The sequence below is a fragment of the Salinimicrobium soli genome (genome assembly GCF_048323655.1).
Classification (GTDB): Bacteria; Bacteroidota; Bacteroidia; order Flavobacteriales; family Flavobacteriaceae; genus Salinimicrobium; species Salinimicrobium soli.
This window is the reverse complement of the sequence record NZ_JBLUWW010000001.1, coordinates 965,165-980,282: the sequence shown is the minus strand read 5'-3', so window position 1 is coordinate 980,282 and position 15,118 is coordinate 965,165. Positions and strand designations below refer to the sequence as shown.

The window sequence follows — 15,118 nt, the reverse complement described above, 5'->3', positions numbered from 1 at the left end:
TATTACCTCAAAAAATTAAAGAAAACAACTAACTGATTCCCGGCAACGGGAGTAAAAAAATTCAAAAAATGGCTAAAGACATAAAATTTGACATTGAAGCCCGCGACGGAATTAAGCGCGGAGTTGATGCATTGGCAAACGCAGTAAAAGTAACTTTAGGACCTAAAGGTCGTAACGTGATCATCAGCAAATCTTTTGGAGCTCCTGTAGTGACCAAAGATGGGGTGACCGTGGCAAAAGAGATCGAACTTGAAGATGCTCTGGAGAACATGGGTGCTCAAATGGTAAAGGAAGTAGCTTCCAAAACCAATGATCTTGCCGGTGACGGTACTACTACTGCTACTGTACTTGCACAGGCTATCGTAAAAGAAGGTCTTAAGAACGTGGCTGCCGGTGCAAACCCAATGGATCTTAAAAGAGGAATTGACAAGGCTGTTGAGGCATTGACTGCTAATCTTGCAGAGCAAACTCAAAAAGTAGGAGATTCTTCAGAAAAAATTAAGCAGGTAGCTTCTATTTCTGCCAACAACGATGACCAGATTGGGGACCTAATTGCTCAGGCTTTCGGAAAAGTTGGAAAAGAAGGAGTGATCACTGTAGAAGAAGCTAAAGGAACAGAAACTCACGTGGATGTGGTAGAAGGTATGCAATTCGACCGAGGATACCTTTCTCCTTACTTCGTTACCAACAGCGAGAAAATGACAGCAGATCTTGAAGATCCATACATCCTTATCTATGATAAGAAGATCTCTGCCATGAAAGACTTGCTTCCCGTACTCGAGCCTGTTGCTCAAAGTGGAAAACCTCTATTGATCATTGCTGAAGATGTAGACGGGGAAGCTCTTGCTACTTTGGTAGTAAACAAATTGAGAGGTTCTCTAAAGATCGCTGCTGTGAAGGCTCCAGGTTTTGGAGACAGAAGAAAGGCAATGCTTGAAGATATCGCTATCCTTACAGGAGGTACAGTGGTCTCTGAAGAAAGAGGATTCACTCTTGAAAATGCAACCCTTGATATGCTTGGTAATGCTGAAAAAGTAGCTATCGACAAGGATAATACTACAGTAGTGAATGGTGCCGGTGATCAACAAGCGATCAAAGATCGTGTGAACCAGATCAAGGCTCAGATGGAAACCACTACTTCAGACTACGACAGGGAAAAACTACAGGAGCGTCTGGCTAAACTTGCCGGAGGTGTAGCTGTACTTTATGTTGGAGCTGCTTCTGAAGTTGAAATGAAAGAAAAGAAAGACCGTGTAGATGATGCACTTCATGCAACCCGTGCTGCGGTTGAGGAAGGAATCGTTGCCGGTGGTGGTGTGGCTCTTGTACGTGCAAAATCTGTACTTGCAAATGTTGAAGCTGCAAATGCCGATGAAGCAACAGGAATCCAGATCGTGAACCGTGCTATTGAAGCTCCGCTTAGAACTATTGTTGAAAATGCAGGTGGCGAAGGCTCTGTAGTGATCAATAAAGTTCTTGAAGGAAAAGACAACTACGGATACGATGCAAAATCTGACACTTTCGTTGACATGATGAAAGCCGGTATTATCGATCCTAAGAAAGTAACCAGAGTAGCTCTTGAGAACGCTGCTTCAGTTGCCGGAATGATCCTTACTACCGAATGTGCTTTAACTGACATCAAAGAAGATAACGCCGGTGGCGGAATGCCTCAGGGAATGGGCGGCGGAATGCCCGGAATGATGTAATTCTGAAGTCAGAATTTAGAAGTACGAAAATAAAGTACTGATACTAAAACCCGTTTCTTTACAGAGGCGGGTTTTTTTATTTATCGTCATTCTGAACGAAGCGCAGCGAAGGGAAGAATCTCTTCTGTAACAGATTTAAGGAAAAAGAACCAAGGAACAAGATCCTAAAATGCCATTTTTAACAACTCTTAAATTTTTGAATTTTGAATTAGAAATATAGAATTTATAAGATTCCTCTCCCGAAGTGTCGGGATCGGAATGACAAACAAATGCAATGTCATTCTGAACAGAGCGCAGCGAAGTGAAGAATCTTTTCTATAACAGATTCAAGAAAAAAGAACCAGGAAACAAGACTCAAAAATGTCATTTTTGAGTCCTGTTCAATTCGGAATTTTGAACCCGAAATTTTGAATATTCTTTAGTCCTATTGTTTCATAAAATCAAAAGCCCCTTTCCGCAGATTGATCTCGTGCTCCACGAAAGCCTTCAGGCAGGCGAGAAAATTAGCCCAGCCTTCTGTGTTTTGCGCCAGCCACTTCAAGCCTTTCTTGTCGTTAGCCATTTTTCCTTCGGTGATCTTGACCAGGGTGGACTCTTCGGGCATGGGTAAAAGGGTCATCTCCACTAAAAGATCTTCCCCTTTGGCACCTTCCCATTTAAAAGAGATATATTCATTGGGCTTTACCTCCACCACATGGACCTTCACCTTTTCGTCAAATTCAGGGAACTTCCATTCCAGGTCCTTCCCCTCTTCCATTCTTCCCGTACTTTCAGCAATAAAGTAATTTGACATTTTCTCAGGATCTACAATGGCTTCAAAAACTTCTTTTGGTGCCCTCGAGATCTGTATTCCTGTCTTTATTTCAAGTTCATCCATATCATTGATTTTTGTTATTCTTAAAGTTATTAAAATCAGTGCAGAATAGATTTACTTTTCAATATTTTAAGAATATCTATTACGGAAGGATTCGAATATACGCCGTCGGATCCTGCTAATTCAACCAATATTGTTAATAGATTGAGATATTTTTTTACCTTTCCGGAGCAACTAAAATTTCCAAACCATCTACCATGAGAAAAAAACTGCTTCTCCTTCTTTTTCTGGCGTTTTCCCTAACCACACAAGCCCAGAAAAGAGGAAATCAACGTGCTAACGCTAAAGTTCAATATGACACTACCTTCCTTTCAGCTCTTCAATGGCGAAACGTAGGACCTTTTAGAGGCGGTCGCTCAGCCGCTGTTACGGGAGTTCCCGGCAAAGCAAACCTTTTCTACTTCGGAAGTTCCGGAGGCGGTGTTTGGCGTACAACTGATGCAGGAAACACCTGGGAAAATATATCTGACGGATATTTTGGCGGTTCCATTGGGGCTGTAGCTGTGAGCGAATCAGATCACAATGTTATTTATGTAGGTGGCGGTGAAAAAACAGTACGTGGCAATGTGGCCTCCGGAAATGGAATGTGGAAAACGGTAGATGCCGGGAAGACCTGGAAACAAATCGGACTAGAAAATTCCCGACATATTCCCCGTGTACGCATTCATCCAACCAATCCTGATATTGTTTATGCAGCCGTTTTAGGAGATCTTTACAAAAGCAGCACAGAGCGCGGAGTATTTAAAAGTACCGATGGGGGCACCACCTGGAAAAAAGTACTTTTTGCAAATGCAGATGCAGGTGTCGTTGATCTCATTATAGATCCTAATAACCCACGGATCCTGTATGCCTCCACCTGGCGCGTACGCCGCACTCCTCATAGTCTGGAAAGTGGTGGGGAAGGTAGCGCTTTATGGAAAAGTACTGACGGTGGCGAGACCTGGAAAAATATTTCATCCAATCCCGGGCTTCCTGATGGAATCTGGGGAATTTCAGGAATAAGTGTTTCTCCGGTGAATTCAGACAGGTTATATACCATTATTGAAAATGACGACGGAGGAGTCTTCCGCTCAGATGATGCAGGAAAAACCTGGAATAAAGTCAATGATGACCGCAGTTTGCGTCAACGTGCCTGGTATTACACCCGCATTTATGCAGATCCACAGGAGTTGGATCGGGTGTATGTAATGAACGTGGATTACCATGTATCCAATGACGGCGGAAAATCTTTTTCTGACTACGCTGCCCCTCACGGAGATCATCACGATCTATGGATCGCTCCCGAAGACAATAACAGAATGATCATTGCTGATGATGGCGGAGCCCAGGTGAGTTTCGATGCGGGAGAGAACTGGTCAACCTATCACAACCAACCCACCGCACAATTCTACAGGGTGACTACTGATAATCATTTCCCTTACCGGATCTACGGTGCACAGCAGGATAATTCAACTGTGCGCATTCTTCACCGGACAGACGGAGGTTCTATTTCTGAAAGTGACTGGGAAGCTACAGCCGGAGGAGAATCTGCTCATATTGCAGTAGACCCTGAAAATAATGATATTGTTTACGGCGGAAGCTACGGAGGTTTCCTTACCCGGGTAAATCATGAGACCAATGAAGTAAGAGCCATCAATGTTTGGCCAGACAACCCAATGGGTCATGGAGCGGAAGGAATGAAATACCGTTTCCAGTGGAATTTCCCGATCTTCTTTTCACCGCATAATCCTGATAAGCTTTATACGGCCAGTAATCATCTGCACGTAACTTCCAATGAAGGACAGAGTTGGGAGGTAATTAGTCCTGACCTCACCCGCGCAGATACTACTAAGTTAGGACCTTCGGGTGGGCCCATCACAAAAGATAATACTGGCGTAGAGTATTATGCTACGATTTTCGCCGCTATTGAATCTCCTTATGAGGAAGGATTGATATGGACGGGATCTGATGATGGCCTGTTGCACGTAAGCCGCGACGGAGGCAAGACTTGGAAGAATGTCACTCCGAAGAACCTTCCGGAGTGGACTATGATCAACAGCCTTGAAGCCGATCCATTTCAAAAGGGAGGTCTTTACATGGCCGGAACCCGTTATAAGCTCGGAGATTATGAGCCTTACCTTTATAAAACCTCTGATTATGGTGCGACCTGGAAAAAGATCACCAATGGCATCCCTTCTGAACACTTTACAAGAGTGGTAAGAGCAGATCCTGAAAGAAAAGGGCTCTTGTATGCCGGGACAGAATGGGGAATGTACGTGTCATTTGACGATGGCGCCAACTGGCAACCATTTCAACAGAACCTGCCAATTGTTCCCATTACAGACCTGGCAGTGAAGAACAATAATCTTATTGCCGCGACCCAGGGTAGAAGTTTCTGGATCATAGATGATCTTACTCCGCTGCACCAGCTGAATAAGGATTTTGTAGCTAAGGACATCAACCTCTTCAAACCAATGGACAGCTATAGAATGGATGGCGGCAGCCGCGGAAGTTCCAGGACAGCCGGTGAGAACCATCCCGGTGGCGTAATTGTAAATTATTTTGTGAAGGACACCACGGCAGTGGATACTTTGAGACTCGAATTCAGAACCCCGAAAAATGAGCTAATTGCTGCCTTTTCCAATCATCCTGATAAAGATGAGAAAGAAGGAAAACTGAAAATAGAACCGGGAATGAACAGGTTTAACTGGAACATGCGTTACCAGGGTGCCGAAACTTTTGACGGGATGGTTCTATGGTGGGCCTCCATGGCCGGGCCAAAGGCCCTGCCGGGATCGTACAAAGTTGCACTAATTGCAGATAACTCTGAAATGGTAAAGGAATTCGAAATCCTTGAAGATCCGAGATCTTCTGCTACAGAGGCTGAGTTACAGGAACAATTTGACTTCCTGCAATCGGTGGTAGACAAGATCACCGAAACGCACAAGGCGATCCAGAATCTTCGGGAGACAAAAGACCAGATAAATGATGTTCTGGAACAAATTGCCGATGTGGACAATTCAGAAAAAGTCAAAGAAATGGGGAAAGAGATTTCCGAAGAACTTACAGAAATTGAAAACGCATTATATCAAACCAAAAACAGAAGTTCTCAGGATCCACTCAACTATCCTATCAAACTGAACAATAAGCTGGCGCATCTTAATTCTCTGATGGCGGTGGGTGATTTTAAACCTACAGATTCTGCGATTGCGTTTAAAGAGGAAGTGACCAAAGAAATAGATGAGGAATTGCAAAAACTAAGAACCATCTACTCATTAAAAATTCCCGAATTCAATCAAAAGGTCAAGGAGCTCGACTGGAATCCGGTGGAAGCAAAAGCTTTTTAATCAACTACACGTTTCAAAAAGGTCATCCAAAAATGGCCTTTTTGAAGCTTTCTTAAAAAGAGAAAGCCACTTCAAATGAAGTGGCTTTTCCTTTTTACGTTATATCTAAATCTATGATACCGCTTTTAATCGCTTGATACCAGATTTGTCCAGTTTCTCTTCTGCATAATCTTTATCGACCACCAGCTTTGTGTCATTGCCTTCGGGCATCTCAAACATGGCATCAGTAAGGATCGCTTCACATAAAGAACGCAAACCTCTCGCTCCAAGTTTGTACTCTACTGCCTTTTCAACAATAAAGTCTAAAGCTTCGTCAGTAATACTGAAATTAATGTCATCCATTTCAAACAATTTCTGATACTGCTTGATAATGGCATTTTTTGGTTCGGTCAAAATGGAACGCAGTGTCTTTTTATCCAACGGATTCATGTGCGTAAGCACCGGAAGACGTCCAATGATCTCAGGAATGAGTCCAAAGTCCTTCAGATCCTTCGGAATGATATACTTCAGAAGGTTTTCCCGCTCAATAGCATCATCGCTCTTGGAAGCACTGAAACCAACTGCCTGCATATTCAATCGCTTGCTGATGTTCCTTTCAATTCCGTCGAAAGCCCCACCTGTCACGAACAGGATATTTTCGGTATCAACTTCAATGAATTTTTGATCAGGGTGCTTACGTCCTCCTTTTGGCGGCACGTTCACAGTTGTTCCTTCCAAAAGCTTCAGCAAAGCCTGTTGCACCCCTTCTCCTGAAACATCCCGGGTGATGGAAGGGTTATCGCTTTTACGGGCGATCTTATCTATCTCATCGATAAACACGATCCCGTGTTGTGCTTTTTCAAGGTTGTAGTCGGCGGCCTGTAAAAGACGGGTAAGGATACTTTCAACATCTTCCCCCACATAACCGGCTTCGGTCAAAACAGTAGCATCAACAATGGCCAGCGGCACGTTAAGCATTTTGGCTATGGTCTTTGCCATAAGGGTTTTACCTGTACCGGTTTCACCCACCATGATAATATTACTCTTCTGAATCTCTATTTCGTCATCTGAAGAGGGTTGTAATAATCTTTTATAATGGTTGTAAACCGCTACGGAAAGTACTTTTTTGGTATGCTCCTGCCCTATTACGTATTGGTCCAGGAAATTCTTGATGGCCTGTGGCTTTCTCAGTTTAAGCTCTGATGTAAGTTCACTGGTACCTTCCTGCTTTGATTCTTCTAAAACAATACCGTGCGCCTGCTCAATACAGCGGTCGCAAATATGAGCGTCCAGCCCCGCAATGAGCAAATTGGTTTCCGGTTTTTTCCTTCCGCAAAAGGAACATTCTAATTCTTCTTTCGCCATAAATTTTTTGTTGCAGCCTTTGCAGCACAAAGACTCTTCTCTACATTCTTTAAAAAGGGAAGTTTAGCCCCTAGTTAAAATTTCATCAATCATTCCATACTCCAAAGCTTTATCTGCTTTCATCCAGTAGTCCCGGTCACTGTCTTCCTCGATCTTTTCGAAAGTCTGTCCAGAATGTTTTGCGATGATCTCATACAACTCTTTTTTAAGAGTCAGGATCTCACGGGCGGTGATCTCAATATCACTGGCCTGCCCCTGTGCACCTCCCAAAGGCTGGTGGATCATTACACGGGAATGTGGCAATCCGCTACGTTTCCCCTTTTCACCGGCACATAAAAGAACGGCTCCCATTGAAGCTGCCATTCCGGTACAGATGGTAGCCACATCTGGTTTTATAAATTGCATGGTATCATATATACCAAGACCTGCATAGACACTACCTCCCGGAGAATTTATATATATCTGGATATCTTTGGAAGCATCTGTACTCTCAAGAAACAACAACTGTGCCTGAATAATGTTGGCCACCTGGTCATTAATAGCCGTCCCCAAAAAGATGATACGATCCATCATCAAGCGTGAAAACACGTCAAAAATGGCAATATTCATTTGCCTTTCTTCAATGATGTTGGGAGTCATTCCCAATGGGTTCATACTGCTGATTATCTGGTTGTAATAATTGCTATTGATCCCGTGATGTTTGGTAGCGTATTTCTCGAATTCTTTTCCGTAATCCATATAGTATTTTCTCTGTTTACCTGTTTAAGGAATTTTGACAAATCTCTCAAAACCCCTGTAAATATTAGCTAAAAAAGGCGTTATCCCGCATTCGGTCTAACGCCTTAAAGATAAGTATTAATTTAATAAAGTTCTATTGATAAACCTCTTTAACAAATTCTTCATATGTTACCTCTTTCTCTTTAAGGTTCACTTTCTCTTTGTAAAGCTGAAGTAATTTCTGGTTCATCAATTGCTCAGACAAACGCTTCACCTCATCCTGACGAGACAGGATACGCGCAGCGATATCATCAAGTTCTTTTTCTTCCGGATTCATTTGACCAAACTGAGCCATTTGCTCCCTGATACGATCTTTAGCAAAAGATTTAAGATCTTCAAATTTTACCTGCAGGTCATGATCAGCGATCAATTTACCTTCGATCAACTGAAAACGAAGTCCTTTTTCGCTTTTTTCGTACTCCTCTTTAGCCTCTTCTTCTGAAAGTTCTTTTTCTCCGGCAGTCTGGATCCACTTCTGAAGGAATTCCTTCGGAAGGTCAAACTTTGTATTCTCGATCAACATTTCAGTAACATCATTCAGCAACTGCTGGTCACTCTGCTGCTCGAATTGCTTAGCCGCATCTTCTTTGATCTTTTCTTTAAGTTCGGTTACTGAAGTAACTTCTCCTTTTCCGAAGAGTTTATCAAACAATTCCTGGTCAAGGTCTGCCAGTTCCTGCTTGTTAACTTCAGAAACTGTAAATTCCACCTCAATATCCAGCCCGTGAGCTTTATCGTGATCTACTTTAAGGAATTCCATAAGATCATGGTCATCCTCAAAAAGGCCTTTTGTATTCAAGGTAAGAACATCACCTGCCTTTGCACCGATCAATTTTTCGGTATTCTTCACTTTATCAAGGGGCAAAGTAGCTTTAGTATCTATACCTTCTTCTTCATTCTTGAAAGTTCCGGTTACCTGGTCTCCTTCTTCAGCAACATCTTTGGAAACAAGTTTCCCGTATTGCTTCTGAATGGTCTTGATCTGGTTGTCGATCATCTCATCGCCGGCAACGATCTTATAATGGGTAATTGGTTCTTTATTATCAAGGCTGACCTCAAACTGCGGAGACAATCCCAGTTCGAATTCAAAAGTGTAAGTTTCACTGTCCCAATCGAAGTTTTCCTGCTCTTTTGGCAACGGATTTCCAAGAACATCCAGTTTTTCTTCAGTAAGATACTTGTTAAGGGCATCCTGTAACAGCTTATTCACCTCATCTACCAAAACTGCCTTTCCATACTGCTTCTTCACCATTCCCATTGGTACGTGTCCTTTTCTGAACCCGGGAATATTCGCATTCTTTCGGTAGTCCTTCAGCACCTTTTCAACTTTGCTGCTGTAATCTTCCTTAGCAATGTCAACTTTGACTACTGCATTCAGTTCATCAATGTTCTCTCTCGTTATATTCATTATAAACTCTTATAAAAATTGGTCTGCAAAAGTACAACTTTTTTAAGAGCAAGCAAAGTTTCAAAAACCTGAAATTCAGAAGCCTCTATTTCCTTTCGGCAAGCGAGAAGAGCAGCGACTGAAAAATGGAAAGAAGTATACTGAAAAGCAGGGCTATCCAGAATCCTGAGACCTCAAAACCTCCCACAAAAGCGTCTGCCAGCAGGATAATAATGGCATTGATCACTATGAGAAAAAGTCCGAAGGTAAGTATGGTTACCGGCAGGGTGAAAATTATGAGGACCGGTTTGACTATCAAATTCAGCAATGCAAGGACCAGCGCCACAACTATGGCTGTTAGGTATCCTGCTACGGTAACTCCCGGAAGGAATTTTGCTAAGAAGACCACGACCACTGCGGTGAGTAAAATGCGGAGAATGAAGATCATTTGGTTAGATTTTAAATCTAAGATAAAAAAAACGCCGGGAAAGCCCGGCGTTTTTAAGATTTATGCAAGTATTAATTACTGTACATTATTACTTGGAGTAATAGTTCCGTAAGCTCCAATATTGACTTTTGGAACTGTGGAATTGTAGGTCTCATTGATTTTTGCGATCACTTCATTCGCAACTATAGCATAGCCACGAGGAGTAAGGTGTATCCCGTCCAAAGAAAAAGCACCTCCGGTACCAAAAGTATCGGTCACCACACCTGAATCAAATGAAATTCCACCGGTTGCTAAAGCATTTTGGAATGGCTCTACATCTACAAAAGCCAAAGACTCTTTTTGAGCTGCCTGCTCGATTACTTGATTGTAAGCGGCACGGGCTGTATTGATGGAGTTGAGTTCTGAAGAATCAAGTACATCTTTGTCATCTATCCCGTTCACAGCGTTCAACACCAATTGAGCCTGCTCTGCTGTAGGCTGACCTCCTGATTGTAATATTCCCAATACCTGCATTACATCTGGTGTAATGGCAGCTGAACCATAACCCTGTTGTCTGATAGCAGTCTGGTTAATTGTTAAAAGGAGCAATTCCTCTTCGGTCATTTGACGGAAACCAAGCGGATTGGTCTGAGTAACAGGAACATCAATTATAAAACGGTTTGGACCCGCATTGAATTTAATAGCATACTGAGCTGCTATAGCCTGAGCCTGCTCTGCAGGAACCTGCTGTTGCATCAGGAACTGAGTAAATATTCCTGCAACGGCCTGGAAATAACCTGTTAGACCAGCTGCCTGCTCAGCTGTAAGCACAAGAGCATTGTTAGGAACAGTAGTGAAATAAGGAACTTTTGTTACATCTGGTACGGTAAGTAAAGCACCTTTTGCTCCATTTGCAGTCATAGCACCCACAATAGCTTTGTAGGCCTGCTCAAAGACCATTGGATCTGTAATGTCACCATAAGAATAAGTTGTAGGATCAAAATTTCCTGTTTGATCAACTCCTGTTCCACCAGAAAGGGCAAAAGAAAGCACATCGTTACTACCTATCCACAATGTAAAGAAGGTAGGATTTTGAGCTACTGCATCTGCAACAACAGTTGTTCCCGGTTCTGAAGCGAAGCGCACAAAATAAGGGTTGGCTGCACCGGTAGAAAGTCCGGCCATACTACCATAGTTAGCCGCAACTAAATGAAAGCTTTTTGCTCCCGGAACTGCCATGTTATTAAATGACCCTGAAAGATGATTGCTCAATTCAGTTGTCGGCATTTCGTTCAACGGCTTTGGTGCAGGATTTCCCTGGGCATCAAAAGCAAGTACGAGTTTTGGGCCGTAAAGTACTTCCCCATTCAGTAAAAGTCCACCAATATTATCTGCCATTAAAGGTTGAGTAAATTCTCCTCCTCCAGCGGTTGAAAATTGTTGAGCTAAAATATTAGGATAGCTATTGGTTTGGCCATATTGAGTCAGGGCATTGTCGGCATATCCTGCCGTCAAAGAATTTCCGAGCGCCACATAAGTAGAGAAATCTGCTTCTCCATTAGAGTACAGGTCTCCCGAGTCAACCGGATTTTCGAATTCCGGCTCACAGGAAGCAAATCCAAGTGCAAGAATTCCTATATAGATTAAATGTTTTTTCATTTTATAATATGCTTTTATAGTTTATAAGTAATTCCCAGTCCAGGAATAAAGGCCACAGATTTGTAAGTACCCTCAAAAGGCACTGCTACCGGACCATTCTGTCCAGGCTCATAATAATAGTCATAGGAAGCATCTACCTCATCAAACCTGATGTAAGCGAAAGAGGCGTCAATGGCCAGTTTAGAGGTCACGTCCAGTGAAAGCCCGGCAGTGAATCCCATTGAGTCATTTCTTGGGGTCTCAGGAGCGAAGTAACCCGGTTGTACAGGAGATTCATCCAGGTAATATCCGGCACGAAGTACCAGTTTTTCTGTAGCATTATATTGCGCACCAAATCTCCAGGTATTGGAATCTTCGTAGTTACGTGCATTTTGAGAATCAGGAATGTTTGGATCTGCGAAATCAATATCTAAAGACTCATAAACTCCCCAATAGGTACGGTTGTAATCAAAGGCCAGAAGCCATTTGTCATTTAATTCATAAGAAACACCAACAGTTAGTTCTGCGGGCAAAGGCAAAGTAGCATCAAAAGCGGTATCATCAATTTGGTCGAGCCCCTGGAAAGGAGTATTCGGAATATTCTCGAAATCGGCTTCCCCACCTTCAGCGTTCATCAGGATCTCTGAACGATAGTTCACCCCTACCCTGATATCATCGGTAGCATTGAACATCGCACTTGCTGACCAGCCCCAGGCAGAAACTCCGGAAGCATCAACGGTAACGTTTGCGCGATTACCTTCTTCATCTACTAAAGTTCTATTAAGGTTCCTGTTGAAATTAACAGCTCCGGTCACATAAATTGGACCACCTCCAAAACTAAGATAATCGGTAACCTTAACAGATACCAAAGGCTGTACGAAAATTGCCTGTAATTCAATATTATTCACAAGATGTGACCCTGCCCAGTCGTCTTCCCACTGTACAGTACTACCATACGGAGTGTAGACACTAAGACCAACTGCTAACCAGTCTTTTAATTTATAGGAAGCGTTGAAGTAAAAAGGAGTTCCCGCAGGATTATCAGTTCTAAAACTCTGTCCTGTTTCTTCATTCTGCCAGGCAACATCAGAAAAGATGGCACTTGCACCTGCAGAAATTGTAAGTTTGTTCTCGAGGTAAACTAACCCGGCCGGGTTAAAAAAGCCAAGTTCGGCACTGTTTACGACTGCTACCCCTGTGTGTCCCATGGCCAGCGCACGCTGTCCCTGTACACTCACCCGGTAACCGCCGGCATAAGTCACGGCGCTTGCTAGTGCAAACACCAATAGAAATAAAATTTTTCTCATGATTGTTTTTGTGAATTTTAATAAGATGGTCCAAAAATAGCATAAATTAGATATTATGCAATAAATACCTTTGTTTTGTTATGCGTGCACAATAAATTTCTTATTCCATTACAGGAATTGCATTACAGCGGCATAGAAACCATCTTTATTTTCGGCATGGACCCAGTGTCCCGAACCGGGAATGGATACAATTTTTGAGGAAGGAAAATGCTTACTGATTTCTTTTTCATCCTCCGAAGTAATATAATCTGATCGCTCCCCTTTTATGAAAAGTGTGGGGCCTGAAAATCTGTAATCATCAGGTAATTTTTCTCCCAGGGCTTCAATATTTCTTTCTAAAGCCGGAAGGTTCATTCTTAAGGCCAGTTTACCTTTAGTTTTCCAGTAAAGATTTTTCAACAAGAACAACCTCACACCTTCCTCCTTTACATAATTAGCCAATAGATCTTCAGCATCTCCCCTTGAAGAAAGTTCTGCCGCGTCAAGGGCATTCAAGCCTTCAAGGATCTGCTGGTGATGTGGCGCGTAATAGCGTGGTGCAATATCCACCACGATCAATTTCTCCACTACATGTGGAAAAAGACAAGCCGCAGTCATAGCTGTTTTACCTCCCATGGAGTGCCCCAGCAAAATGCAATTTTCCAGGCTATGGGTATCAATATATTCTTTAACATCTTTTGCCAACACCAGGTAATTAAACTCCTCACTGTGCGGACTTCTCCCATGGTTTCGCTGATCAATGAGATGAACCTGGTAACCGGCTTCGGCAAATTCACGACCCAGTGTTCTCCAGTTATCACTCATCCCCAGGAATCCATGGAGGATCAATAATGGCTTTCCTTCTCCTACAATTGTGGAATGTAATTTCATCAGCTTTTAAGAAGTTTTAAATATTCCTGAATTACTTTTTCAAATCCCTCATATAGGGCTTCCGAAATTAGAGCATGCCCAATAGACACCTCCAGCAGGCCGGGAATATTATTTTTAAAGAATTCGATATTTTTCAAGGAGAGATCATGTCCAGCATTGATCCCCAGCCCCAGCTCATTGGCGATCTCAGCGCAAAGCGCGTAGGGTTCTATCGCTGCGGTATTTCCCTTTTCGTACTCTTTGGCATAATCTTCAGTATAAAGCTCGATGCGATCTGTCCCGGTTGCCAGGGCAGCTTTTACCATTTCAGGATCGGGATCTACAAAAATGGAGGTGCGTATGTTGTTCCTTTTAAATTCTGAGATCACCTCCTGAAGAAAGTCTTTGTGCTTCTTAGTATTCCAGCCGGCGTTAGAAGTAATGGCATCTTCAGCATCTGGCACCAGGGTCACCTGCTCCGGTTTTGCTTTGAGTACAAGCTCTATGAATTTTGGTATAGGATTTCCTTCAATATTGAATTCGGTAGTCACTACAGGCTTAAGATCAAATACATCGCTATACCTGATGTGCCGTTCGTCTGGCCGGGGATGTATAGTAATTCCCTGAGCCCCGAACTTCTGTACATCCTTCGCCACCTGAACAAGGTTAGGCACATCTCCCCCGCGAGCATTCCGCAGGGTTGCCACCTTGTTAATATTCACGCTTAATTTTGTCATTTTTGGTATGAGTTTCGAACAAAAATACAAAGTTGAATAGGCAAAAAAGTACTTTATTTTAATTAATTTGCAGAAAATACGAGGAGTCATGAGCATTGAGCCATACATACTAAATGATATTAAAATGCCCGATATCACCAGCAAAATTGGTGAGATCAGAAAACTGCTCGAGCCTCCCGAGTATTCCCACATTCCTATTCAGCACGAAGGAACTTACGTGGGTAGCATTTCCGAAAATGACATAATTACCTTCGACCCCGAAAAGACAGTCGAGGAGTACCAGTATTCCCTGGAAGGATTTTTTGTTAGAGACACGGAGAACTGGATGGACGTACTACACAATTTCTCCAAAAACCAAACGAATATCATGCCCGTTCTTGACGAGGAGAATCACTATCTTGGATACCTGGAACTCTATGATATTATGAATCTTTTCACCGAAGCTCCTTTTATTGCAAACCCCGGCGGAATTTTTACGGTTGAAAAAGGATATAAAGATTATTCTTTCAGTGAGATCACGCAGATCATAGAATCTAATGGAGCCCAGATATTGGGAGCTTTTGTTTCCCGCCTCGAAAATGACATGGCCCAGATCACCATAAAAACGGGCCCTACCCCTGTGAATGCTATTTTACAGGCTTTCCGAAGATATGGATACAAAATAGCCTCGACCCACCAGGAAGATAAATATTCTTCAGACCTTAAGGATCGGTCAGACTACCTGGATAAATATCTTAATATATAAC

The 15,118-nt window shown here is 42.7% G+C and carries 12 protein-coding genes; 3 read left to right on the top strand and 9 right to left on the bottom strand.

Going from position 1 to position 15,118, the window contains the following annotated elements:
* Positions 1-68 precede the first annotated feature (68 nt).
* On the top strand, positions 69-1,706 hold the full coding sequence (gene groL / locus ACNORC_RS04445; RefSeq protein WP_418334389.1) for a chaperonin GroEL: 1,638 nt from the start codon (positions 69-71) through the stop codon (positions 1,704-1,706).
* A 424-nt stretch (positions 1,707-2,130) separates the two neighbouring features.
* On the opposite strand, the gene ACNORC_RS04440 is transcribed toward groL, so the two are convergent.
* Positions 2,131-2,583, bottom strand: a complete 453-nt coding sequence (locus ACNORC_RS04440; protein ID WP_418334388.1) for an SRPBCC domain-containing protein — start codon at positions 2,581-2,583, stop codon at positions 2,131-2,133.
* A 194-nt stretch (positions 2,584-2,777) separates the two neighbouring features.
* Between ACNORC_RS04440 and ACNORC_RS04435 the strand changes: the two genes are divergently transcribed.
* Positions 2,778-5,906 (top strand): WD40/YVTN/BNR-like repeat-containing protein, encoded by a 3,129-nt coding sequence (locus tag ACNORC_RS04435; RefSeq protein WP_418334387.1) that lies wholly within the window; start codon positions 2,778-2,780, stop codon positions 5,904-5,906.
* A gap of 111 nt (positions 5,907-6,017) precedes the next feature.
* Here the strand turns inward: ACNORC_RS04435 and clpX are convergent, their stop codons facing one another.
* The 8 genes from clpX to ACNORC_RS04395 all read right to left on the bottom strand — a co-directional run bounded on the left by clpX (position 6,018) and on the right by ACNORC_RS04395 (position 14,372).
* Entirely contained in the window at positions 6,018-7,250 is a 1,233-nt protein-coding gene (gene clpX, locus ACNORC_RS04430; RefSeq protein ID WP_418334386.1) for an ATP-dependent Clp protease ATP-binding subunit ClpX, read from the bottom strand.
* A 63-nt stretch (positions 7,251-7,313) separates the two neighbouring features.
* The gene (gene clpP, locus ACNORC_RS04425; RefSeq protein ID WP_418334385.1) at positions 7,314-7,988 is read right to left on the bottom strand and encodes an ATP-dependent Clp endopeptidase proteolytic subunit ClpP; all 675 of its coding nucleotides are present in this window, start codon (positions 7,986-7,988) and stop codon (positions 7,314-7,316) included.
* A 133-nt stretch (positions 7,989-8,121) separates the two neighbouring features.
* Complete coding sequence (gene tig, locus ACNORC_RS04420) at positions 8,122-9,435, bottom strand: trigger factor (RefSeq protein ID WP_418334384.1); 1,314 nt, start codon at positions 9,433-9,435, stop codon at positions 8,122-8,124.
* A gap of 85 nt (positions 9,436-9,520) precedes the next feature.
* The gene (locus ACNORC_RS04415) at positions 9,521-9,862 is read right to left on the bottom strand and encodes a phage holin family protein (protein ID WP_418334383.1); all 342 of its coding nucleotides are present in this window, start codon (positions 9,860-9,862) and stop codon (positions 9,521-9,523) included.
* Between the two features lie 75 nt (positions 9,863-9,937).
* Positions 9,938-11,500, bottom strand: coding sequence for an SGNH/GDSL hydrolase family protein (locus ACNORC_RS04410; RefSeq protein WP_418334382.1), 1,563 nt, complete (start codon positions 11,498-11,500; stop codon positions 9,938-9,940).
* Between the two features lie 14 nt (positions 11,501-11,514).
* On the bottom strand, positions 11,515-12,786 hold the full coding sequence (locus ACNORC_RS04405; protein ID WP_418334381.1) for an OmpP1/FadL family transporter: 1,272 nt from the start codon (positions 12,784-12,786) through the stop codon (positions 11,515-11,517).
* 108 nt (positions 12,787-12,894) lie between these two features.
* Positions 12,895-13,656 (bottom strand): alpha/beta fold hydrolase, encoded by a 762-nt coding sequence (locus ACNORC_RS04400; RefSeq protein WP_418334380.1) that lies wholly within the window; start codon positions 13,654-13,656, stop codon positions 12,895-12,897.
* Complete coding sequence (locus tag ACNORC_RS04395; RefSeq protein ID WP_418334379.1) at positions 13,656-14,372, bottom strand: pyridoxine 5'-phosphate synthase; 717 nt, start codon at positions 14,370-14,372, stop codon at positions 13,656-13,658. The genes ACNORC_RS04400 and ACNORC_RS04395 overlap by 1 nt, the downstream gene beginning before the upstream one ends.
* A gap of 88 nt (positions 14,373-14,460) precedes the next feature.
* Between ACNORC_RS04395 and ACNORC_RS04390 the strand changes: the two genes are divergently transcribed.
* Complete coding sequence (locus ACNORC_RS04390) at positions 14,461-15,117, top strand: CBS domain-containing protein (RefSeq protein ID WP_418334378.1); 657 nt, start codon at positions 14,461-14,463, stop codon at positions 15,115-15,117.
* Position 15,118: the final 1 nt, after the last annotated feature.

Bases quoted from the DNA above. Each gene is read 5' to 3' on its own strand.
- groL (WP_418334389.1), top strand. From the start codon at position 69: ATGGCTAAAGACATAAAATTTGACATTGAAGCCCGCGACGGAATTAAG.
- ACNORC_RS04440 (WP_418334388.1), bottom strand. From the start codon at position 2,583: ATGGATGAACTTGAAATAAAGACAGGAATACAGATCTCGAGGGCACCA.
- ACNORC_RS04435 (WP_418334387.1), top strand. From the start codon at position 2,778: ATGAGAAAAAAACTGCTTCTCCTTCTTTTTCTGGCGTTTTCCCTAACC.
- clpX (WP_418334386.1), bottom strand. From the start codon at position 7,250: ATGGCGAAAGAAGAATTAGAATGTTCCTTTTGCGGAAGGAAAAAACCG.
- clpP (WP_418334385.1), bottom strand. From the start codon at position 7,988: ATGGATTACGGAAAAGAATTCGAGAAATACGCTACCAAACATCACGGG.
- tig (WP_418334384.1), bottom strand. From the start codon at position 9,435: ATGAATATAACGAGAGAGAACATTGATGAACTGAATGCAGTAGTCAAA.
- ACNORC_RS04415 (WP_418334383.1), bottom strand. From the start codon at position 9,862: ATGATCTTCATTCTCCGCATTTTACTCACCGCAGTGGTCGTGGTCTTC.
- ACNORC_RS04410 (WP_418334382.1), bottom strand. From the start codon at position 11,500: ATGAAAAAACATTTAATCTATATAGGAATTCTTGCACTTGGATTTGCT.
- ACNORC_RS04405 (WP_418334381.1), bottom strand. From the start codon at position 12,786: ATGAGAAAAATTTTATTTCTATTGGTGTTTGCACTAGCAAGCGCCGTG.
- ACNORC_RS04400 (WP_418334380.1), bottom strand. From the start codon at position 13,656: ATGAAATTACATTCCACAATTGTAGGAGAAGGAAAGCCATTATTGATC.
- ACNORC_RS04395 (WP_418334379.1), bottom strand. From the start codon at position 14,372: ATGACAAAATTAAGCGTGAATATTAACAAGGTGGCAACCCTGCGGAAT.
- ACNORC_RS04390 (WP_418334378.1), top strand. From the start codon at position 14,461: ATGAGCATTGAGCCATACATACTAAATGATATTAAAATGCCCGATATC.